At 60.8% G+C, this 21,061-nt stretch carries 19 protein-coding genes and 1 other RNA gene; 1 reads left to right on the top strand and 19 read right to left on the bottom strand.

The features are described 5' to 3' along the window. Window positions 1-35: 35 nt before the first annotated feature. On the bottom strand, window positions 36-962 hold the full coding sequence (locus ACIGEK_RS07740) for a M23 family metallopeptidase (protein ID WP_397492715.1): 927 nt from the start codon (window positions 960-962) through the stop codon (window positions 36-38). Between the two features lie 81 nt (window positions 963-1,043). Here ACIGEK_RS07740 and ACIGEK_RS07735 point away from each other — a divergent pair, with 81 nt between their 5' ends. Beyond that, a complete protein-coding gene (locus ACIGEK_RS07735) occupies window positions 1,044-1,499 on the top strand; it encodes a DUF721 domain-containing protein (protein ID WP_397492714.1) in 456 nt (151 codons plus the stop codon). 203 nt (window positions 1,500-1,702) lie between these two features. On the opposite strand, the gene lpxC is transcribed toward ACIGEK_RS07735, so the two are convergent. From lpxC to rsmI, 18 genes are all read right to left on the bottom strand, one after another. Further along, a complete protein-coding gene (gene lpxC, locus ACIGEK_RS07730; RefSeq protein ID WP_090249100.1) occupies window positions 1,703-2,614 on the bottom strand; it encodes a UDP-3-O-acyl-N-acetylglucosamine deacetylase in 912 nt (303 codons plus the stop codon). Window positions 2,615-2,726: 112 nt separating this feature from the next. Beyond that, complete coding sequence (gene ftsZ, locus ACIGEK_RS07725) at window positions 2,727-3,914, bottom strand: cell division protein FtsZ (protein WP_397492713.1); 1,188 nt, start codon at window positions 3,912-3,914, stop codon at window positions 2,727-2,729. 43 nt (window positions 3,915-3,957) lie between these two features. Beyond that, window positions 3,958-5,205, bottom strand: coding sequence for a cell division protein FtsA (ftsA, locus tag ACIGEK_RS07720; protein WP_304870469.1), 1,248 nt, complete (start codon window positions 5,203-5,205; stop codon window positions 3,958-3,960). A gap of 20 nt (window positions 5,206-5,225) precedes the next feature. Then, on the bottom strand, window positions 5,226-6,089 hold the full coding sequence (locus ACIGEK_RS07715; protein WP_397492712.1) for a cell division protein FtsQ/DivIB: 864 nt from the start codon (window positions 6,087-6,089) through the stop codon (window positions 5,226-5,228). Between the two features lie 3 nt (window positions 6,090-6,092). Next, the gene (locus tag ACIGEK_RS07710) at window positions 6,093-7,043 is read right to left on the bottom strand and encodes a D-alanine--D-alanine ligase (protein ID WP_397492711.1); all 951 of its coding nucleotides are present in this window, start codon (window positions 7,041-7,043) and stop codon (window positions 6,093-6,095) included. Beyond that, complete coding sequence (gene murC, locus ACIGEK_RS07705) at window positions 7,040-8,461, bottom strand: UDP-N-acetylmuramate--L-alanine ligase (protein ID WP_397493106.1); 1,422 nt, start codon at window positions 8,459-8,461, stop codon at window positions 7,040-7,042. Before murC ends, ACIGEK_RS07710 begins: the two co-directional genes overlap by 4 nt. Before the next feature lie 34 nt (window positions 8,462-8,495). Next, window positions 8,496-9,566, bottom strand: a complete 1,071-nt coding sequence (gene murG / locus ACIGEK_RS07700; protein WP_397492710.1) for an undecaprenyldiphospho-muramoylpentapeptide beta-N-acetylglucosaminyltransferase — start codon at window positions 9,564-9,566, stop codon at window positions 8,496-8,498. After that, complete coding sequence (gene ftsW, locus ACIGEK_RS07695) at window positions 9,556-10,782, bottom strand: putative lipid II flippase FtsW (protein ID WP_397493105.1); 1,227 nt, start codon at window positions 10,780-10,782, stop codon at window positions 9,556-9,558. Before ftsW ends, murG begins: the two co-directional genes overlap by 11 nt. Continuing rightward, window positions 10,782-12,128: a UDP-N-acetylmuramoyl-L-alanine--D-glutamate ligase gene (gene murD, locus ACIGEK_RS07690; protein WP_397492709.1), complete on the bottom strand. Its 1,347-nt coding sequence runs from the start codon at window positions 12,126-12,128 to the stop codon at window positions 10,782-10,784. Before murD ends, ftsW begins: the two co-directional genes overlap by 1 nt. 7 nt (window positions 12,129-12,135) lie before the next feature. Beyond that, window positions 12,136-13,218 (bottom strand): phospho-N-acetylmuramoyl-pentapeptide-transferase, encoded by a 1,083-nt coding sequence (gene mraY, locus ACIGEK_RS07685; RefSeq protein WP_397492708.1) that lies wholly within the window; start codon window positions 13,216-13,218, stop codon window positions 12,136-12,138. Further along, on the bottom strand, window positions 13,218-14,588 hold the full coding sequence (murF, locus tag ACIGEK_RS07680) for a UDP-N-acetylmuramoyl-tripeptide--D-alanyl-D-alanine ligase (RefSeq protein WP_397492707.1): 1,371 nt from the start codon (window positions 14,586-14,588) through the stop codon (window positions 13,218-13,220). Before murF ends, mraY begins: the two co-directional genes overlap by 1 nt. Further along, entirely contained in the window at window positions 14,581-16,059 is a 1,479-nt protein-coding gene (locus tag ACIGEK_RS07675; protein WP_397492706.1) for a UDP-N-acetylmuramoyl-L-alanyl-D-glutamate--2,6-diaminopimelate ligase, read from the bottom strand. Before ACIGEK_RS07675 ends, murF begins: the two co-directional genes overlap by 8 nt. After that, the gene (locus ACIGEK_RS07670; protein WP_397492705.1) at window positions 16,059-17,798 is read right to left on the bottom strand and encodes a peptidoglycan D,D-transpeptidase FtsI family protein; all 1,740 of its coding nucleotides are present in this window, start codon (window positions 17,796-17,798) and stop codon (window positions 16,059-16,061) included. The genes ACIGEK_RS07675 and ACIGEK_RS07670 overlap by 1 nt, the downstream gene beginning before the upstream one ends. Then, window positions 17,795-18,088: a cell division protein FtsL gene (gene ftsL / locus ACIGEK_RS07665; protein ID WP_397492704.1), complete on the bottom strand. Its 294-nt coding sequence runs from the start codon at window positions 18,086-18,088 to the stop codon at window positions 17,795-17,797. Before ftsL ends, ACIGEK_RS07670 begins: the two co-directional genes overlap by 4 nt. After that, window positions 18,085-19,026 carry a 16S rRNA (cytosine(1402)-N(4))-methyltransferase RsmH gene (gene rsmH, locus ACIGEK_RS07660; protein ID WP_397492703.1) on the bottom strand — a complete coding sequence of 314 codons (942 nt, stop codon included), beginning with the start codon at window positions 19,024-19,026 and terminating at the stop codon, window positions 18,085-18,087. Before rsmH ends, ftsL begins: the two co-directional genes overlap by 4 nt. 2 nt (window positions 19,027-19,028) lie before the next feature. Further along, window positions 19,029-19,484: a division/cell wall cluster transcriptional repressor MraZ gene (gene mraZ / locus ACIGEK_RS07655; protein ID WP_274087513.1), complete on the bottom strand. Its 456-nt coding sequence runs from the start codon at window positions 19,482-19,484 to the stop codon at window positions 19,029-19,031. Between the two features lie 308 nt (window positions 19,485-19,792). Next, window positions 19,793-20,151: RNase P RNA component class A (rnpB, locus tag ACIGEK_RS07650), an RNA gene on the bottom strand. A gap of 41 nt (window positions 20,152-20,192) precedes the next feature. After that, window positions 20,193-21,035 carry a 16S rRNA (cytidine(1402)-2'-O)-methyltransferase gene (gene rsmI / locus ACIGEK_RS07645; protein ID WP_397493104.1) on the bottom strand — a complete coding sequence of 281 codons (843 nt, stop codon included), beginning with the start codon at window positions 21,033-21,035 and terminating at the stop codon, window positions 20,193-20,195. Window positions 21,036-21,061: the final 26 nt, after the last annotated feature.

Below are 21,061 nucleotides of genomic sequence, written 5' to 3'. Positions count from 1 at the left end.
CATTCTACCCGGAAACGCAAACGAGGAAAGCGGCGTTATTCGACGTCGTTAACCCGGGCTATATAGCTGGCTGGATTGACCAGCCGACCGCTCTTGGTTACTTCAAAGTGCACATGATAACCGCTGGCGCGGCCACTACGACCGACCTTGGCGATGGTCTGACCACGCTGCACCAGATCACCGATCTGCACGATATTCTGTTTATTGTGCGCATAGAGCGTGGTGTAGCCATCGGCATGACTGACCTCAATCACATTGCCATAGCCCGACTTGACCCCGGAAAAGCTCACCACTCCAGCGGCGACAGCGACCACATCACTGCCGGGTTTGGCGGCAAAATCGACGCCTTTATGCTGGGTGTTGCGCCCGGTTAGCGGATGCACGCGGCGGCCAAATGGCGATGACATATAGCCGTGGCGCACCGGCATGCCGGAGAGATACTCGGCTTCACTCAACTGGCGATCACCAATCAACTGTTCAAGCACTTCCAGCAACTGCTCGCGACTGTCCAGGCGCAGGCTTAGCTGATCCAATTCATCCATAAAAGGTGGCGGCGCATAAGCCGCATCGCCCAAGGTGTCTTCCGCACCACCCTGGCCAACGTTAAGCGAAAAGTCGAATTCGCTGGCATCCAGATCAGCCAGCTCGGTCAGGCGGGCACCCAGCGCATCAAGACGCGTCAGACGCGCTTGCAGCTCGGCCACGTGCACAGCGAATGCATCCAGCTGGCGCTGCGCATCCAGACGCACAGCACCCACTTCGGCGCGCTGCTCATCCAGTACCTGATTGATTTTCGAGTCGTCCTGAACGGCAACCGTGGCCGGAGCCCACCAGCCCCCCACAGCCACACCGCTGGCCAGCGCAACGCCAAGTGCCAGCAACAGCGCCAGCAACAACCAGCGCAGATCCAGACTGAGCGAACGTGCGGCACCGTGGTGACGACTAAGTAGAATAATGTGCACGGCTTTCCCCTAGTGGTGAAGCGTCAGTCGGTAGCAGCGATTCTGCTACCATGGCGGCTCCACTTTTTCAGGCGTCCTGCCATGACTTTTCGTCCTTTGCCGGCCCGGGCTCCCGCCGCGCTGTTGCGCGAAGCGAAACCCCTGAAGGCGCTGTTCAATCAAGCGCAACGCATTGATCGCCTGCAGCACCTACTGGAAAGCCAGCTGCAGCCTGCTGCTCGCGAACACTGCCATGTAGCGTCATGGCGCGAGGGTTGCCTGCTGCTGATAATCACCGACGGCCACTGGGCCACGCGCCTGCGCTATCAACAAAAACGCTTGTTGAAACAGCTGCAGGCACTCGAAGAATTCGCGACCTTAACGAAGATCCTATTCAAGGTGCAACCTCCGACTGCCGAAAGGCGTGCGCCGGGTCGCACAATCAGCCTATCCAGCAGCGCAGCAGAAAACATTCAGGCGACTGCCGATGGCATCAGCGACCCCAAGCTACGCGCCGCCCTGGAGCGCCTGGCCAAGCACGGCAAGCCCAGCGCTTAAGCGCAGGCAAAAAATGATCAGGAATCATTTTTAACGCTGCGCTGCAGCTGCCCGAAGGGTGGCCGCCAGGGATGACAGGCCGCAAGAACGCCCGGAGCCTTCTTGCGCAAAGCCCCGAAGGGGTGAAGCACATGGATGTGCTGAACATAAAAAAGAGGCCACCCGAAGGTGGCCTCGAAAAGCAAAGTAAGGAGGGTATTGCGTTACACGGCCGCAACCGGGCGCATGTAAGAGATTGGCGCGGTGTTGGGGTCGTCAAAGGTAACGACTTCCCATGCATCAGGCTGCTCGATCAGAGTGCGCAGCAAGCGATTGTTCAGCGCATGCCCCGATTTGAAACCCTTGAACTCGCCAATCAGGCTGTTACCCAGCAGGTATAGGTCACCGATCGCATCGAGAATCTTGTGTTTGACGAACTCGTCCTCGTAACGCAGGCCGTCTTCGTTCAACACGCGGAACTCATCCACCACGATGGCGTTATCTACGCTGCCGCCGAGCGCCAGGTTCTGTGAACGCAGGAACTCGATGTCACGCATAAAACCGAAGGTGCGAGCGCGACTGACTTCCTTCACAAACGAGGTGCTGGAAAAGTCTACGCTGGCCGACTGGGTGCGATTGCGGAACACCGGGTGATCGAAATCGATCTCGAAGGTCACCTTGAAGCCTTCGAAAGGCACGAAGGTGGCGCGCTTGTCGCCCTCCTCAACCGTGACTTCCCGAAGGATGCGGATGAACTGCTTATGGGCATCCTGCTCTTGCAGACCAGCAGATTGAATCAGGAATACAAAGGGACCCGCACTACCATCCATGATCGGTACTTCGGACGCGGAGAGCTCGACGTAGGCGTTATCGATGCCCAGGCCAGCCATGGCCGAAAGCAGGTGCTCTACCGTATCCACCTTGACATCACCATTGACCAATGTGGTCGACATGGTGGTTTCACCAACATTACCTGCACGCGCGGGAATTTCCACGACAGGGTCCAAGTCGGTACGACGGAACACGATACCGGTGTCCACGGGTGCCGGCTTCAGGGTCAGGTATACCTTTTCCCCGGAATGCAGGCCGACGCCTGTGGCGCGGATAATGTTCTTCAGGGTGCGTTGTCTGATCATGGCTTTGGCCGCTATAGCGCTAGTTGCGAATTGTTTTCAACAATGGCCGGCGATAATAGCAGAACCGGCCTTTGCTGAACACCAATCGTCCCAATGCTCCTGATACATTTCATCAATCGGCCTGACGACGCAGGAAGGCTGGAATATCCAGGTAATCCAGGTCGTCCTGCGGGTTCAGCTTAGCGGCAGTAGCAGCGCCGCCGTGGCTTTGACGCTGAACGGTAGGACGCTCGTAGTCCTTGTAGTTAACGCTCTGCTCGGTGCGAGCCGGGGCTGCTGCGTTGCTGCCAGTGCTGGCAGAAACTTGCACAGTATTGTCGATAACCTTGACCGGCTTCTCGATACGCGCACCCAGACCAGTGGCAACTACGGTGACGTGCAGCTCGTCGCGCATGTCCGGATCGATCACGGTGCCGACCTTGACGGTGGCGTGCTCAGAGGCGAACTGCTCGATGATGTTACCCACGTCGGAGTACTCACCCAGAGACAGGTCAGGACCGGCAGTGATATTCACCAGAATGCCGCGTGCGCCTTGCAGGTTGACGTCTTCCAGCAGCGGGTTGCGGATCGCCGCTTCGGTGGCTTCACGTGCACGGTTCGGACCGCTGGCGCAGCCAGTGCCCATCATCGCCATGCCCATTTCGCTCATCACGGTTTTCACGTCAGCGAAGTCGACGTTGATCATGCCCGGACGCTTGATGATGTCGGAGATACCGCGCACGGCACCGGCCAGTACATCGTCAGCCTTGGCGAAAGCCGACAGCAGGCTGGCGTCTTTACCGAGGATGGTCAGCAGTTTTTCGTTGGGGATGGTGATCAGCGAGTCGACGCTTTCCGACAGTGCGCGAATGCCTTCTTCGGCGATCAGCATGCGCTTCTTGCCTTCGAACGGGAACGGACGGGTCACCACTGCAACGGTGAGGATGCCCATTTCCTTGGCCACCTGAGCGATAACAGGGGCTGCACCGGTACCGGTGCCGCCGCCCATGCCGGTGGTGATAAAGACCATATCAGTGCCCTGCAGCACTTCAGCGATACGCTCGCGATCTTCCATAGCAGCCTGACGGCCGACTTCTGGATTTGCACCGGCACCGAGGCCTTTAGTCACTGCAGTGCCTAGCTGCAGAACTGTGCGTGCACCAATGTTTTTAAGTGCCTGTGCATCCGTGTTGGCGCAGATGAACTCAACGCCTTCAATGTTGTTTTTCGCCATGTGATTGACAGCATTACCGCCGCCGCCGCCCACGCCGATGACCTTGATAACCGCACTAGCTGGAGCGCTGTCTACGAGTTCGAACATTTTCCCTCTCCTTTACTTTCTAGTTGTAACGCCTACTGCAAAATCAGAAATTGCCCTGGACCCAGCGTTTAAGCCGTTCCAGCACAGGTTGTTTGGGTTCATCGCTGTAGCTGCCAAGCGCAGACATGGAGATGCCGTCGGCCTGCTTCTGCAGTCCGTACAGCAACAGGCCCACGCCTGTGGAATAAATTGGGTTACGCACTACATCGGCCAGGCCCTTGACGCCTTGGGGCATGCCCAGACGAACTGGCATATGGAAAATCTCTTCGGCCAACTCCACCGCGCCTTCCATCTTCGCCGTACCGCCGGTGAGCACGATGCCGGCCGGGATCAGGTCTTCGTAACCACTGCGACGCAGCTCAGCCTGAATCAGGGTGAACAGCTCGTCGTAACGCGGCTCGACCACTTCGGCCAGGGACTGGCGCGACAGGTCACGCGGCGGACGATCACCAACGCTCGGCACCTTGATGGTTTCGCCGGCACCGGCCAGCTTGGCCAGGGCACAGGCGTAACGGATCTTGATTTCTTCGGCGTACTGAGTCGGCGTACGCAGGGCCATGGCGATGTCGTTGGTCACCTGATCACCGGCAATCGGGATCACTGCGGTGTGACGAATCGCACCCTCGGTGAAGATGCAGATGTCGGTGGTGCCGCCACCAATGTCGACCAGGCAAACGCCCAACTCTTTCTCATCGTCAGTCAGCACGGCATACGCCGAGGCCAACTGCTCAAGAATGATGTCATCGACTTCCAGGCCGCAGCGGCGGACGCATTTTTCGATGTTCTGTGCGGCATTTACCGCACAGGTGACTACGTGCACCTTGGCCTCCAGACGCACGCCGGACATGCCCAGTGGCTCACGCACGCCTTCCTGGTTATCGATCACATAATCCTGCGGCAGGGTGTGCAGCACGCGCTGGTCTGCTGGGATGGCCACGGCCTGGGCAGCGTCGAGTACGCGTTCCAGATCCGCCGGGCTGACTTCACGATCACGAATAGCAACGATGCCGTGGCTGTTGAGGCTACGGATATGATTACCCGCCACACCGACGAAGGCCGAGTGGATGCGGCAGCCGGCCATCAGCTGCGCTTCTTCAACAGCGCGCTGGATCGACTGCACGGTGGATTCGATATTCACCACCACGCCTTTCTTCAGGCCGCGCGACGGATGGGTGCCGATGCCGACGATTTCCAGTTGGCCGTCCGCATTCACTTCACCGACCAGCGCCACCACTTTCGAGGTACCGATGTCGAGGCCGACGATCATCTTGCCGCTCTGCACGTTTGCCATGGCTCTTGCCTTCTCCTGATTCACTGCACGACAGCGGTTGGTGCCGCCGTGGGCGCTACCGGCTCACGCCATGCCACGGCCAGGCCGTTGGCATAACGCAGATCGATCCGCGCAATATTCGTTTGCTGCTCTTTCAGGGCCTTGTCATAGATGGCCGTGAAGCGCCGCATTTTTTCCACCAGATGGTCACGCCCCAGCAGCAGCTCGATGCCCTGCCCGGTGGAGAGGAACCAGCTACCGCGCTCACGCAATTCCAGGCGCGCCACGGAAAAGCCCATGGGCCGCAACATCTGGCTGAGCACCTGGTATTGCTGCATCACCTGTTGCTGCGCACGCTTGGGGCCATACAGCTGTGGCAGGTGTGGATAATTCGCCAGCTCTAGCGGCGCGAACGCCTCGCCTTGATTGTTCAGCAATGCTTCATCACCCCAGCGGGCAATCGGCAATTGCTCCTCAAGACGCACCACCAACTGATCCGGCCATACGCGGCGTACCTGTGCACTGGCAATCCACGGCATTGACTCCAACTCGCGACGCATAGTCAGCAGGTCAACACTGAAGAAACTCGCGCTGGCATACGGTGCAATGCGCTCTTGCACGGCCTGCTGATTGACGTAGCTGAGGTCGCCCTCGACGCTGATTCGCGCAATCGGCTGGTCGGCATAGGGCAACGCGCGCAACGACAACTCATAGGTGCCGTAACCCAGTGCAAGTAATAGAAACGGCCAAGTCAGGTGTTTTAACCAAGAAAAATTGGCTTTGGGCAGACTCACCCGCAGGCTGAGCGGCTCCTTGGCCACCAGACGGCTGGCGCCACGCGGCACAGGCTTGCCGCGCACGGGGGCGCGGTTCGAGCCTGGCTGGTGACGCAAGGTGGCCGTCATGACTTAACCCCGCGCCTCAAGGCTGTCGGCAAGAATCGCCAACACCAGTTGTTGAAAATCCAGACCCGCTGCACGAGCCGCCATCGGCACCAAACTGTGGTCGGTCATGCCCGGTACTGTGTTGACTTCCAGCAGCCAGAACTTGCCCTCGGCGTCCTGCATCACGTCGGCCCGGGCCCAGCCCTGAGTGCCGACAGCGTCGCAGGCGCGTGCAGTGAGGTCTTTCAGCTCGGCTTCCTTCTCTGCCGAAAGGCCGCACGGGATGCGGTACTGGGTGTCATTGGCCAGGTACTTGGCGTCGTAGTCGTAGAAGCTGTGCGGCGTGCCCAGGGCAATCGGTGGTAGCACCTGGCCGCGCAACATGGCGATGGTGAACTCGGGCCCGGCGATCATCTGCTCGACCAACACCTGCGAGTCATAGCGGCTAGCATCCTTCCAGGCGGCGATCAGGGCATCGACATCGCCCACCTTGGCCATGCCAATGCTCGATCCCTCATGGGCCGGCTTGACGAACAACGGGAAGCTCAGTGCAGCAGCCGCAGCGTGGCAATCGGCTTCGCAGGACAGAGCAGCATGAGCCGGCGTCGGCAAGCCGAGGCTCAGCCACACGCGCTTGGTGCGCAGTTTGTCCATGGCCAGAGCCGAAGCCAGGATGCCGCTACCGGTGTAAGGAATCCCAGCGCACTCGAGCAGGCCCTGCATCGCGCCGTCTTCGCCACCACGGCCGTGCAACACGATAAAGGCGCGGTCGATTTTCTCGGCCGTCAGGCGCTGCAGCAGGTCATCGCCGGCATCGATGCCGAACGCATCCACACCCGCAGCCAGTAACGCTTGCAGCACGGCATTGCCGGAGTTCAGCGAGACTTCACGCTCGGCGCTCTTGCCGCCGAACAGCACGGCCACGCGACCAAAGGCGCTGACCGGAAATTGTGATTGCAGACTGGCAGCACTCATTTCGCCTCCTCTGATGACTCGCCGCCGACTGTGGCGAACAAAGGGCTTTGCAACAGTTGCGGAGCCAGGCCGCCGATGTCGCCGGCACCTTGGCAAAGAAGAATGTCGCCCGCGCGCAGCAGCGGCTTGACGATGGGCGCGAGGTCCACGCCGCGCTCGATATAGATCGGGTCGAGCTGGCCGCGCTGGCGGATGCTGTGGCACAGGTTGCGGCTGTCCGCCCCCGGAATCGGCGCTTCACCGGCCGGGTAGACCTCCATCAGCAACAACACCTGAGCATCACCGAGCACCTGGACGAAATCGTCATACAGGTCGCGGGTGCGGCTGAAACGGTGCGGCTGATAGACCATCACCAGGCGGCGCTCCGGCCAACCACCGCGTACGGCCTTGATCACCGCCGCGACTTCGCGCGGGTGGTGGCCGTAATCGTCGACCAGCATCACGCTGCCGCCATCCACCGGCAGTTCGCCGTACACCTGGAAGCGCCGGCCAACACCCTGGAAGCCCGACAGGCCCTGGACGATGGCTTCATCGCTGATCCCTTCGTCGCTGGCGATGGCGATGGTGGCCAGGGCGTTCAATACGTTGTGGTTGCCCGGCATATTCACCGACACATCCAGCGGCTCGCGGTCACGGCGCAGCACGGTAAAGAAGGTCTGCATGCCCTGTTGACGCACATTGATTGCGCGCACATCGGCGCCTTCATCGAAGCCGTAAGTTACAGTTGGACGGGCCACCTGCGGAAGAATCTCGCGCACGATCGGGTCATCCACACACATCACCGCCAGGCCGTAGAACGGCAGGTTGTGCAGGAACTCGATGAAGGTTTTCTTCAACTTGTTGAAGTCACCGCCATAGGTGCTCATGTGGTCCATGTCGATATTGGTAACGACCGAGACCATCGGCTGCAGGTGCAGGAAGCTGGCGTCACTCTCATCGGCTTCGGCGATCAGGTAACGACTGCTGCCCAACTGCGCATTGGTGCCAGCTGCATTCAGCCGGCCACCAATCACGAACGTCGGGTCCAGACCGCCAGCGGCGAACACCGAAGCCAGCAAGCTGGTGGTGGTGGTTTTGCCATGGGTGCCGGCAACAGCAATACCGTGGCGATAACGCATCAACTCAGCGAGCATCTCGGCGCGCGGCACGACTGGAATACGACGCTCCAGGGCGGTGGCGACTTCCGGGTTACTGGTATTCACCGCACTGGACACGACCAATACATCGGCCTGTTCGGCGTTCTCGGCGCGGTGGCCAATGAAAATCTGCGCACCGAAGGTTTCCAGACGCTCGGTCACGGCCGAAGCCTTGAGGTCGGAGCCGGAGACTTCATAGCCGAGGTTGAGCAGCACTTCGGCGATACCGCACATACCGGCGCCACCGATGCCGACAAAGTGGATACGGCGAATGCGGCGCATGCGGCGAATTTCCGAACGTGCAGCGGCGGGAGACTTAGCCACGGGCCACCTCCAGGCAGATATCGACAACGGTGCAGGTTGCATCGGGCTTGGCTAGACGACGAGCCGTCTGCGCCATATGGGTGAGTTGTTCGGGGTGCATCAAAACCTCGGTCAGCTGCGCGGCCAGCTTGGCGGCGTCAGTGGAACGTTGTGGCAGCAGTACGGCAGCGCCAGCACTGGCCAGATAATCGGCATTACGGGTCTGGTGATCGTCGATCGCGTGCGGCAACGGCAGCAGAAATGCTGGCAGGCCGGCTGCGGCCAGCTCGCTGACGGTCAGCGCGCCGGACCGGCACACAACCAGATCAGCCCAGGCATAGGCCCGCGCCATGTCTTTGATAAACGGCGCGACCTGCGCTTCGACGTCAACTGCGCGATAGCGTTCAGCGGTAATTGCATCATGTTGCTTGCCGGCCTGATGGAACACTTCAGGCCGCAGCTCGGCAGCCACCAGCGCCAGGGCTTCAGGCAGCAATTTGTTCAGCGGTTCGGCGCCCAGGCTGCCGCCCAGCACCAGCAAACGCGGCTGGCGATTGCGCAGCGAATCACGTGGGGTTTCCAGGAATAGCTCTTCACGCACCGGGTTGCCGGTGGTACGGCGCTTGTCGCTGTTGCCGAAGGTATTCGGGAAGGCTTCGCAGACGCGGCTGGCGAACGGCACCAGACTGCGGTTAGCCGTACCTGCCACGGCATTCTGCTCGTGGATGATCAGCGGCGCCCCGCTCATGCGCGCAGCCAGGCCGCCTGGGCCAGTGACATAACCGCCCATGCCCAGCACACACACTGGCTGCAGCTCGCGCATGACCTTGCGCGCCTGGAACAGCGCCTTGAGCAGCTGGAACGGTGCTTTCAGCAGCGACAGCTTGCCCTTGCCACGCAGGCCAGTGACATCGATCAGGTGCAACGGCAGCCCAGCCGCCGGCACCAGCTCATTCTCGATGCCACGCGGCGTACCCAGCCAATGCACGCTGTAACCACGCGCCTTGAACTCGCGGGCGCAGGCCAGCGCCGGGAATACATGCCCACCGGTGCCGCCGGCCATGATCAGCACATTACCGCGCATGCTGAACCTCCTCGGCGGACTGGCCTTCGAAGAAATCCGATTCCTTGAAGTCGACATCCTCACTGCCCAGCTGGGTGCGACGTTCCCACTCGATGCGCAGCAGCAGCGCCAGGCTGACGCAGCAGATCACCAACGAGCTGCCGCCGTAGCTGAGAAATGGCAGAGTCAGGCCTTTGGTCGGCAGCAGGCCGACGTTCACGCCAATATTGATCAGCACCTGGCCGATCCACAGAAAAGCCAGGCCGTAGGCCACATACGCCGAGAAGAACTGCTTGGCCTTCTCCGCCCACAGGCCGATATACAGGGCACGCACGCTGACGAAGACAAACAGACCAACAGTGATCAGGGCGCCGACCATGCCCAGCTCTTCGGCCAGCACGGCAAACACGAAGTCGGTATGTGCTTCCGGCAGGTAGAATTGCTTCTGCACACTGTTGCCCAACCCCACACCAAACCACTCACCGCGGCCGAAGGCGATCAGCGCCTGGCTCAATTGGTAACCGGCGCCGTACTGGTCCGCCCAAGGGTCAACGAAGTTGGTCAAGCGCTCCAGGCGATAGGCCTGACTGGTCATCACCAGCACACCCAGACCGAGCACGCAGGCCGCCAGCGGAATAAAGCGCAGCAGGTTGACGCCGCCGAGGAACAGCATGGCGATGGCCGCGCCAACCAGTACCACAGTGGCGCCGAAATCCGGCTCGGCTAGCAACAGCGCGGCAATCGGGCCCAGCACCAGCATCGGTTTGATAAAGCCGGTGAGCTTCTCGCGAACCTCTTCTTGGCGACGCACCAGGTAGGCGGCGATAAACATCACGCTAAACAGCTTGGCCAGCTCAGACGGCTGCAGGTTGAAAATGCCCAAGCCGATCCAGCGCTTGGCTCCGTTGATCTCACGACCAATGCCCGGCAGCAATACCAGAATCAGCAGCACGACCGCCGCCAGCAGCAGCATGCCGCTGTAGCGCTGCCACAGCGCCATCGGCACCAGCAGCGTAGCCAGCGCAGCGCCGAGGCCAATGGCCAGATAAATCAGGTGACGAATCATGTGATACAGCGGGTTGCCCGACTGCACCGCCGCCACTTCCGAAGAGGCCGAAGCAATCATCACCAGGCCCAGGCCGAGCAGCGCCAGGCAGCCAGCCAGCAGCGGGAAGTCCAGATCGATACCGCGACGGGTATGCAGCGGCGAAGGGGCGGCGAGCAGGCGGGCAAGCATCATTGCAAACCCTCCACGGCCTGGGCGAACAGACGCCCGCGCTCTTCGAAATTCTTGAACATGTCCAGGCTGGCGCAAGCCGGCGACAGCAGCACAGCATCGCCCGCCTCTGCCAGTTCGGCAGCGCACTGTACAGCCTCATCCAGGGTCTTGACTCGGATCAGCTGGGCAGCGTCGCCCAGCGCCTCAGCCAGCAGCTCGGCATCGCGACCAAGCAACACCACGGCACGGCAGAACTTGCCGACCGGCGCTTTCAGCGCCGAGAAATCCGCGCCCTTGCCATCGCCACCGGCAATCAGCACCAGCTTGCCGGCGATATCCGCACCCAGGCCTTCGATGGCAGCCAGTGCGGCACCGACGTTGGTGGCCTTGGAATCGTCGTAGTAGCTCACAGCATTGTGCTCGCCAACCCATTGGCAGCGATGCGGCAGACCAGCGAACTGCTTGAGGGTGGCCAACATCGGCTCAAACGGCAGGCCCACAGCATGCCCAAGGGCCAAGGCCGCCAGGGCATTGGACTGGTTGTGCGCGCCACGGATTTTCAGCTCACGCACCGGCAGCAGCGCAGCGAACTGGTACGCCAGGGATTTCTCACCATTTTCTTCGAGCAGACCGAAGCGCTTGAAATCCGGCTTGCCCAGGCCGAAGTACCAGCACGGCAGTTGATCAGCCACCAGCGGACGCGACAACGCGTCATCGCGGTTCACCACCACCTGCCGTGCGCCACGGAAGATGCGGTGCTTGGCCAGGTGATAAGCCGGCAGATCGGCGTAGCGATCCATATGGTCTTCGCTGATGTTCAGGCAGGTCGCCACTTCAGCGTTGAGCTGATCGGTGGTTTCCAGCTGGAAGCTCGACAGCTCCATGACATACAACTCGACCGCGTCATCAAGTAGATCCAGCGCCGGGGTACCGAGGTTGCCACCGACGGCGACCTTCTTGCCCGCAGCGGCGGCCATCTCTCCGACCAGGGTGGTCACCGTGCTTTTGGCGTTGGAACCGGTGATCGCCACGATCGGTGCCTTGGCATAACGGGCGAACAGGTCGATATCACCTGACAGCTTGACCCCGCGCGCAGCGGCAGCCTGCAGCGCCGGGGTGGCGATGGCCAGACCCGGGCTGACCAGCAACTCGCTGGCGCGGCAGAGGAACTCCACATCCAGCTCGCCACAACGCACTTCCACCTGCGGGAATTGCTCGCGCAAGGTGGCGAGCTCCGGCGGGTTGGCACGGGTGTCGACCACAGCAAACGGCAGGCCCTGACGCGCGAGGAAGCGCACCAGGGACATGCCGCTCTTGCCGAGGCCGACAACGATGCGGAAGTGGTCAGAAGCGATCAGGGTCATGGGTTCCTCAACGCAGTTTCAGGGTGGCAAGGCCGATCAGCACCAGAATCACGGTGATGATCCAGAAGCGCACGATTACGCGCGGCTCGGGCCAGCCTTTCAGTTCAAAGTGGTGATGGATCGGCGCCATGCGGAACACGCGCTTGCCGGTCAGCTTGAAGCTGGCAACCTGAATGATCACCGACAGGGTTTCCACCACGAAGATGCCGCCCATGATGAACAGCACCACTTCCTGGCGAACGATCACCGCGATGGTGCCCAGGGCCGCGCCCAGCGCCAACGCGCCGACATCGCCCATAAATACTTGCGCCGGGTAGGTGTTAAACCAGAGAAAACCAAGGCCAGCACCGACCAGGGCGGCGCAGAACACGATCAGCTCACCCGCACCCGGCACGTAGGGAATAAACAGGTATTCGGCGAACTTCACGTTACCCGACAGGTAGCAGAAGATCCCCAGCGCGCCGCCAACCATCACGGTGGGCAGAATGGCCAGGCCGTCGAGACCGTCAGTCAAGTTGACCGCGTTGCTAGAGCCGACGATCACAAAGTAGGTCAGCACCACGAAGCCCAAGCCCAGCTCCAGGCTGAAATCCTTGAGCATCGGCAGAATCAGGGTGGTTTCCACCGGGCTTTGCGCAGTCATATAAAGGAAGAACGCTGCGCCCAGGCCGAACACCGACTGCCAGAAGTATTTCCAGCGGCTTGGCAGGCCCTTGGAGTTCTTCTCGATCACCTTGCGGTAGTCATCGACCCAGCCGATGGCGCCGAACAGCAAGGTCACGGCCAGCACGGTCCATACGTAACGGTTGGACAGGTCAGCCCAGAGCAGGGTGCTGACGGCGATGGCCGAGAGAATCAGCGCGCCGCCCATGGTTGGCGTGCCCTTTTTCGACAGGTGCGACTGCGGGCCGTCGTTGCGCACCGACTGGCCGATCTGGCGGATCTGCAGGGTGCGGATCATCCAGGGGCCGAGCCACAACGACAGCGCCAGCGCAGTGAGCACGCCGAGGATGCCGCGCAGTGTCAGGTACTGAAACACTGCGAAACCCTTGTGGAACTGTTGCAGGTATTCCGCCAGCAGCAGCAGCATTAGTGAATCTCCCCGGATGTGCCACACAGCGCCGCAACGACTTTTTCCATCGCCGCGCTGCGTGAGCCTTTAATTAGAAGGGTAGTGTCGCCATGCTCAGCGCGAAGCGCGTCGACCAGGCTGGCTTGGTCGGCGAAATGCCGGCCATTTGCGCCGAATTCTTCAATTGCGTGAGCCATCAGCGGGCCAACGGCATATACCGCATCAACCTTACTGCGCGCATAACTGCCGACCTGGCGATGACCCTGCTCGGCCCACGCACCCAGCTCGCCGATATCACCCAGCACCAGCACGCGACGGCCAGGGAAACCGGCCAGGATATCGATAGCGGCGCAGACGGATGTCGGGTTGGCGTTGTAGCTGTCGTCGATCACGCGCAGGCCGTTCGGCGCAATCTGCGCAACGGCACGGCCTTTGACCGGCCGCAGGCTTTCCAGCCCGGCTTTGATCGCTGCTGGGGCAAGCCCCAACGCCAGGGCAGCAGCAGCGGCGGCCAGGGCATTGGCGACGTTATGCTCGCCGAGCAGGTTGAGCTGAATACGTGCCTGACCGTCGGCGCAATGCAGAGTAAAAGCTGAGCAGCCACGGGCGTCGCGCGCCAGCTCGCTGGCGTAGACGTCAGCGGCAGCATTGCGCAGGGCGAAACTGCTGATTGCACGGCCTTCGGCACGCTGCTGCCAGGTGGCAAAGGCGCTGTCGTCGAGGTTGAGCACGGCCACGCCGCTGTCGCTCAGGCCTTCGAGAATTTCGCCTTTGGCCTCAACAATTTTTTCCGGGCCGCCGAACTCGCCAACATGGGCAGTACCGGCATTGTTGATGATGGCCACCTGCGGCTGAGTCAGGCCGACGGTGTAGGCGATCTCTCCGACATGGTTGGCGCCCAGCTCGATCACTGCGGCGACATGCTCAGGCGCCAATTCCAGCAGGGTCAGCGGCGCGCCGAGATCATTATTCAGGTTGCCACGAGTCGCCAGCACCGGACCTTGCAGGCCTTCACGCAGAATACTGGCAAGCATTTCCTTCACAGTGGTCTTGCCGCTGGAACCGGTAATCGCCACCACGGGCGCGTTGAACGCCTGGCGATTGAGGGCGCCCAGCTGACCGAGAGCTAAACGGGTATCGGCGACCAGCAGTTGCGGCAATGGTGCGTCAACCACCTCACGCTCAACCAGTGCAGCCACTGCACCTTTGCCAGCGACTTCAGCCAAGTAGTCATGACCATCAAAGCGCGGGCCGGCCAGGGCGACAAACAGCTGGCCAGCGGCAATCGCCCGGCTATCGCTGCTGACGGCGCTGAATGCCACGTCCGCACCGATCACCCGGGCAGCCAATGGTGCAGCCACTTCGCTCAACCGCAGTGCCTTAAGCATGCGCCACCTCCCATGCCGCCAAAGCGTTAGCCGCTTCGACCAGATCGGAGAACGGCTGACGCACGCCGTTGATTTCCTGATAGTCCTCATGGCCCTTTCCGGCCAACACCAACACATCATCGGCACTGGCAGCGGCAATCAGCTGGGCAATCGCCTGGCCACGGCCATGAACGAACTGCACTGACTCCGGACTAGTGAAGCCAGCGCGGATGTCGCTGAAAATCTGCGCAGGGGTTTCCGTGCGCGGGTTGTCATCGGTCACCAGCACCGCATCGGCCAGGCGCTCAACCACTGCAGCCATCAGTGGGCGCTTGCCACTGTCGCGATCACCGCCGCAGCCGAACAGGCACCGCAGGCGACCTTTAACATGCGGACGCAGGGCTTCGAGAACTTTTTCCAAGGCATCAGGGGTGTGTGCGTAATCCACCACGACCAGCGGCTGCTTGGCTCGCCCCGAAGTGGCACCACCCAGGCGCTGCATACGGCCAATTGGACCCTGCAGCTGCGGCAGCACCTTGAGAATTTCATCCAGCGGATAATCCAGGCCAAGCAGAGTGCCGACCACTGCCAGCAGGTTGCTCAGGTTGAAGCGACCAAGCAGCGAGCTACGCAGGCTGCCTTCACCACGCGGAGTCACCAGCGTGGCGCGCACGCCCTGCTCGTCGAACTGCGCGTCGCGGCAATACAGGTAAGCATCAGCATCAATCAGGCTGTAGCTGATCAGGCGCGACTCGTGCTCTGCAGCGGCCAGTTCACGACCAAAAGCGTCGTCCAGGTTGAGTACGCGGCAACGCAGACCCGACCAGGCGAACAGCGCGGCTTTCGCCTCGGCGTAGGCCTGCATCGAACCGTGATAATCCAGATGATCACGGGACAGATTGGTCAGCACCGCCACATCAAACGCCAAGGCAGCCACGCGGCCCTGATGCAGACCGTGGGAGGAGACTTCCATTGCCACGGCGCGGGCACCGGCGTTCTTCATGTCAGCCAGGGTCGCCTGCACGCCGATGGGATCAGGCGTGGTGTGACGGCCCTGCTCTAACGCGCCGTAGAAGCCATTGCCCAAGGTGCCGACGATGCCGCAGCGCTCGCCAAGCAGATCCAATGCCTGAGCCAGTAGCTGGCTGACGCTGGTTTTACCATTGGTACCAGTGATACCAATCAGGTGCAGGCCACGGCTAGGCTCGCCATAGAAGCGCCCAGCGATGGCCGAAAGCTGATTAGCCAAGCCTTTGAGCGCGACCAGTTCGGCGCTGTGCGCGGTCATCACGGCTGCGCCTTCGGCCTCATAGGCCACGGCGGCGGCGCCACGGGCAACGGCATCGGCTATGTGCACGCGACCGTCCTGCTGGGTGCCTGGCACAGCCAGAAACAGGTCACCCGGACGCACTTTGCGGCTATCCAGAGTCAATTCACGAATCAGAGTCGAACTGGCGGCTTCCGGCAGCAACTGATTAAGGGGCATAGGCATCAGATGCGCCCTCCTTTAAGGGGATCAACGGCTGCGGTTTCAACTTTTACCGGCTCAGCTGGCGGCAGGTTATCCGGGGCGATGTTCATCAGACGCAGCGCACCGGCCATGACCTTGCCAAACACCGGGGCAGAGACCAGGCCACCGTAATAACCACCCTGGCTTGGCTCATCGATCACAATGGCCACCGCAATACGCGGGTCACTGACGGGACCAAAACCTGCAAAAAGCGAGCGATACGCATTGTCTCGGTAGCCACGACTACCCACTGAAACCTTGCGCGCAGTGCCACTCTTGCCCGCGACGTGGTAGCCCGGCACTTTGGCGCGATAAACGCCACCCGGCGCTTCAATGACCTGCTGCAACATGCCCTGGATGACCACCGCAATGTTTTCCGGAATCACCTGAACGGAGTCCGGTTTACGGTCAACACGCGCCAGTGAAAGATTTGTGCTGCGGCCATTATTGGCGAGTACGGAATAGGCATGGGCAAGCTGTACTGCAGTGACTGACAAGCCATAGCCATAGGACAATGTGGCCGTTTCGGCCTTGCGCCATTCGCGGTAGTTCGGCAGGTTGCCAACGCGCTCACCCGGAAAACCGAGCCCAGTATCCTGGCCCAGACCAACTTGCTGCATGACTTCGTAAATCGACTGACCACCGATATCAAATGCAATTTTGCTCATGCCGACGTTGCTCGACTTGATCAAAATATCGGTAAGGCTAAGCGGTCCACTGCTGCGCGACACGTCACGAATGGTGTACTTCCCAATCTGCAAGGTGCCCGGATAGACATCGACCGTGTCCGACGACTTCCAACGGCCACTTTCCAGCGCAGCGCTCATGGAGAACGGCTTCATCGTCGAGCCAGGCTCGAACACATCAATCATCGCCCGGTTACGCATCGCTGCGGGCTGCAGATTACGGCGATTATTCGGGTTGTAGGTCGGCTGATTGACCATTGCCAAGACTTCACCGGTGCGCACATCAACCATGACCAAGCTACCGGCCTTGGCGCCGAACTCGAGCAGCGCATTACGCAGCTCACGGTGGGCGAGGTATTGCAGACGCAGGTCAATCGACAATGCCAAGGCCTTACCGGCCTTGGCATTCTGTGCCACCTGGACATCTTTGATCAGCCGGCCGCGCCTATCCTTGAGCACTTGCCGCTTGCCGGGAACACCGGCCAGCCAATCATCAAAAGCCAACTCCATCCCTTCACGGCCGCGGTCATCAATATCGGTAAAGCCCACCACATGGGCGGCGACCTCGCCTGCCGGGTAGAAACGACGAAACTCTTCAATGCCATATACGCCCGGCACTTTCATATCGAGAATGCGCCTGCCCTGCTCAGGCGTCAGCCCGCGCACCAGGTACATAAATTCGCGCTCGTGGGCCGCAGCCAAACGTGCAGAAAATGTTTTGGCGTCCTGCCCCAGAGCAGCAGCCAGCTCATCCCACTTAGCCTTGCCGCTCTGCAGTTCCTTACCATTTGCCCACAAGGTGGTCACTGGGGTGCTGACGGCCAACGGCTCGCCATTACGGTCAGTGATCAGTCCGCGGTGCGCAGGAATCGGGATATGCCGCACGCTGCGCGCATCGCCATGGGCCTGTAGGAAGCTTTGATCGAACACCTGAAGGTCGACAATACGCCAGGCAATCGCACCGACCATCAGTGCCAGCAACAGCAGCACCAGGCGGAAGCGCCAGGGATAGAGCGCGCCTTCAAGCCCCATCATGGCGCCACCATGCGCACTTCAGCGGCATCCGGGATACGCATACTCAGGCGTTCGGTGGCCAGGGTTTCAATGCGGTTATGCGCGGTCCAGGTGCTTTGCTCGAGGATCAGCCGACCCCACTCGGCCTGAGCCTTGTCGCGCACACTGAGCTCGGCATACAGGTCATTAAGCAGTTGGCGATTCCAGTGGGCGCTGTAAGACACCCCAATCGCAGACACCAACACAGCCAGAAACAGCAGCAGCATGAATAAGCTGCCACCTGGCAATGGCTTGGCGTAAAGCGCGCTCATCGCACTTTCTCCGCAATGCGCATCACCGCACTGCGCGAACGCGGGTTGGCCGCAAGCTCGCCCTCGGAGGCGAACACCGGCTTACCGATCAGCTTCAAGCGTGGCTCGAAGGCTTTCGGGATGATCGGCAGGTCGCGTGGCAACTTATCCATCTCACCCTTGGCATGCTTGCGCATAAAGAGTTTGACGATGCGGTCTTCCAGCGAGTGGAAGCTGATCACCACCAGGCGCCCGCCCACTGCGAGGTTTTCCAGCGCCGCATCAAGACCGCTTTCCAGATCACCCAGTTCGTTGTTGATATAGATGCGCAAGCCCTGGAAGGCGCGTGTTGCCGGGTTCTTGCCTTTTTCCCAGGCAGGATTGGCCACGGTCAGCACCTGAGCCAGGTCAGCAGTGCGGGTAAACGGCTGTTCGGCGCGGCGCAGCACTACGGCCCGGGCCATGCGCTTGGCAAAACGCTCTTCGCCGTATTCCTTGAACACCCGGGCAATTTCTTCTTCGGCAGCGTTGGCAATAAAATCTGCGGCGCTGACACCCGCATCCGGGTTCATGCGCATATCCAGCGGGCCGTCATTCATAAAGCTGAAGCCGCGCTCGGCGTCATCAAGCTGCGGCGAAGACACACCCAGATCGAGCAGAATGCCGCTGACTTGGCCGCCCAGAGCGCGCTGTGCCAGCTCGTCGCCCAGCTCGGCAAAGCTGCGCTGCACAACGACAAAGCGGCCGTCTTCGGCCGCCAGCGCATTTCCCGTCGCAATTGCCAGGGGATCTTTATCAAACCCTAGCAAGCGACCGTCTGGCCCGAGCTTTTCCAGAATCAGCCGGCTATGCCCGCCGCGCCCGAAGGTGCCATCCATATAGCAACCATCGGCGCGCACAGCCAGCCCTTCAACAGCCTCGTCGAGTAGCACGGTGATATGGCGGAAATTGCTGGTCATGCTCACAGGATCAGGTCACGTAGGTCGTCGGACAGAGCACCTGGCTGTTTGATCGCGGCCAGATCGGCATCGGCCACGGCATTCCAGGCATCTTCATCCCACAGTTGGAATTTATTGAGTTGACCGACCAGCATCACGCGCTTGTCCAGCTTGGCGTATTCGCGCAAACGCGGCGGCACTAGGAAACGACCGCTAGCGTCCAGCTCAAGGTCAACGGCATTACCGATCAGCAAACGCTGCAGGCGGCGGTTTTCTTCACGGAAGGAGGCGAGTTCGCGGAGCTTGGCTTCAATCAGCTCCCACTCGGACAGTGGATAGACGCAGAGGCAGGGGTCGATGGCATCAATCGTGACGATAAGCTGGCCAGCGCAACGCGACACAAGCTCGTCCCGATACCGACTTGGCATCGCGAGTCGCCCTTTGGCGTCGAGACTGATGGCGTTTGCTCCGCGAAACACGATCGCGCTACCCCTTTTTATTAGCTATCCATGCCTAAGAAACCCACTTTGTGCCACTTCCTACCACTCGCGCACACTATAGGAACGCACGCCCCCCACCGTCAAGGCACGCTTGGCGGGAAAAATCCTTATAGAACGGCGATTTAGCGAACTTTGAGAGGGGCAAAACGGAGAAATAACGCGAAGAAACGGATATAAAAATGAGCACATGCAGCGCGTTGAACCGCGAAGTTAAAGTAGTTTGTTAAGAGTAAGATTTTTTCGGTCTTAGAAAGGAGGCGAAACAGTGAAGCGGATAAATGAGGGAGGTGGAGAGTCGATCTGTAAGCCGGGTTCTGTCGAGGACAGTCATTCCTCTACGACGTACATCACTGCACGCCTTTAGCAACCTACCCGGTTCCAGCGCGGGCCACGCCAATGGAACCCTATTTGGTCTTGCTCCGAGTGGGGTTTGCCTAGCCACGAACTGTTACCAGTCGCGCGGTGCGCTCTTACCGCACCTTTTCACCCTTACCGGCACCGAAGCGCTTAGGCGGTTATTTTCTGTGGCACTTTCCGTAGGCTCACGCCTCCCAGGCGTTACCTGGCACTCCGCCCTATGGAGCCCGGACTTTCCTCCCCCGCATTACGCAGAACGCAACACGGCAGCGACTGTCCGATCGACTCTCCGCGGGCAAGGTTAACGGCCCGCGCCCTATAGAACAAGGTTTAAACGTCTTTCTGCTGCTCCAGGGCCACCTGATAGAGCAAGTTTTTGCGCACCCCAGTGATCTCCGCCGCCAGCGCTGCCGCGCGTTTCAGCGGCATTTCCGCTAAGAGCAGATTCAACACGCGCATCGCTTCGGCGCTTACGGCCTCCTCGCCCTCCGGCGCCTGCCAACCTGCAACCAGTACGACACATTCGCCGCGCTGCTGATTACTGTCAGAAGCTACCCAGGCCGCCAGCTCGGCCAGCGGCATGCCCTTGAGCGTCTCGAAGGTCTTGGTCAGCTCACGCGCCAGCAACGCCGGGCGCTCATCGCCAAACACCGACTGCATATCCTGCAGGCATTCGAGGATGCGATGCGGCGCCTCATAGAAGATCAGCGTGCGCGGCTCTTCCTTTACCTGCTCAAGGCGCGCGCGACGCCCTGCCGCCTTAGCGGGCAGAAATCCCTCAAAGATAAAGCGATCCGACGGCAAGCCCGCAGCAGACAGCGCAGCAATCAATGCGCAAGCCCCTGGCACGGGCACCACGGCAACGCCCGCAGCGCGCGCCTGGCGCACCAGGTGATAACCCGGATCAGAAATCAGCGGCGTACCGGCATCGGAGATCAGCGCCACATCGTCACCCGCCAGCAGCCGCGCGAGAAAGCGCCCACCCTGATCGCGCTCGTTGTGCTCATGACAGGCCGCCAATGGCGTGCCGATGCCAAAATGCTGCATCAGCCGCGCGGAATGACGGGTGTCCTCTGCCGCGATCAGGGCAACGCTGCGCAGGATGGTTAGCGCTCGCGCACTGATGTCATCAAGGTTGCCAATGGGCGTAGCAACCACATAAAGACTGCCCAAAGGCGAATTCGCAGCAGCGGAAGTGG

It is taken from the genome of Pseudomonas sp. NPDC079086, from assembly GCF_044542155.1.
GTDB lineage: Bacteria > Pseudomonadota > Gammaproteobacteria > Pseudomonadales > Pseudomonadaceae > Aquipseudomonas.
This window is presented reverse-complemented; position numbering and strand designations above follow the sequence as displayed.

Excerpts from the sequence above, each read along its gene's own strand:
- murC (WP_397493106.1), bottom strand. The coding sequence starts at position 8,461 with ATGCGCCGCATTCGCCGTATCCACTTTGTCGGCATCGGTGGCGCCGGT.
- ACIGEK_RS07670 (WP_397492705.1), bottom strand. The coding sequence starts at position 17,798 with ATGATGGGGCTTGAAGGCGCGCTCTATCCCTGGCGCTTCCGCCTGGTG.
- ftsL (WP_397492704.1), bottom strand. The coding sequence starts at position 18,088 with ATGAGCGCGCTTTACGCCAAGCCATTGCCAGGTGGCAGCTTATTCATG.
- ACIGEK_RS07715 (WP_397492712.1), bottom strand. The coding sequence starts at position 6,089 with ATGACGGCCACCTTGCGTCACCAGCCAGGCTCGAACCGCGCCCCCGTG.
- murG (WP_397492710.1), bottom strand. The coding sequence starts at position 9,566 with ATGCGCGGTAATGTGCTGATCATGGCCGGCGGCACCGGTGGGCATGTA.
- ftsA (WP_304870469.1), bottom strand. The coding sequence starts at position 5,205 with ATGGCAAACGTGCAGAGCGGCAAGATGATCGTCGGCCTCGACATCGGT.
- murF (WP_397492707.1), bottom strand. The coding sequence starts at position 14,588 with ATGCTTAAGGCACTGCGGTTGAGCGAAGTGGCTGCACCATTGGCTGCC.
- ftsZ (WP_397492713.1), bottom strand. The coding sequence starts at position 3,914 with ATGTTCGAACTCGTAGACAGCGCTCCAGCTAGTGCGGTTATCAAGGTC.
- rsmH (WP_397492703.1), bottom strand. The coding sequence starts at position 19,026 with ATGACCAGCAATTTCCGCCATATCACCGTGCTACTCGACGAGGCTGTT.
- ACIGEK_RS07710 (WP_397492711.1), bottom strand. The coding sequence starts at position 7,043 with ATGAGTGCTGCCAGTCTGCAATCACAATTTCCGGTCAGCGCCTTTGGT.
- mraY (WP_397492708.1), bottom strand. The coding sequence starts at position 13,218 with ATGCTGCTGCTGCTGGCGGAATACCTGCAACAGTTCCACAAGGGTTTC.
- murD (WP_397492709.1), bottom strand. The coding sequence starts at position 12,128 with ATGACCCTGATCGCTTCTGACCACTTCCGCATCGTTGTCGGCCTCGGC.
- ACIGEK_RS07675 (WP_397492706.1), bottom strand. The coding sequence starts at position 16,059 with ATGCCTATGCCCCTTAATCAGTTGCTGCCGGAAGCCGCCAGTTCGACT.
- ACIGEK_RS07735 (WP_397492714.1), top strand. The coding sequence starts at position 1,044 with ATGACTTTTCGTCCTTTGCCGGCCCGGGCTCCCGCCGCGCTGTTGCGC.
- ftsW (WP_397493105.1), bottom strand. The coding sequence starts at position 10,782 with ATGCTTGCCCGCCTGCTCGCCGCCCCTTCGCCGCTGCATACCCGTCGC.
- lpxC (WP_090249100.1), bottom strand. The coding sequence starts at position 2,614 with ATGATCAGACAACGCACCCTGAAGAACATTATCCGCGCCACAGGCGTC.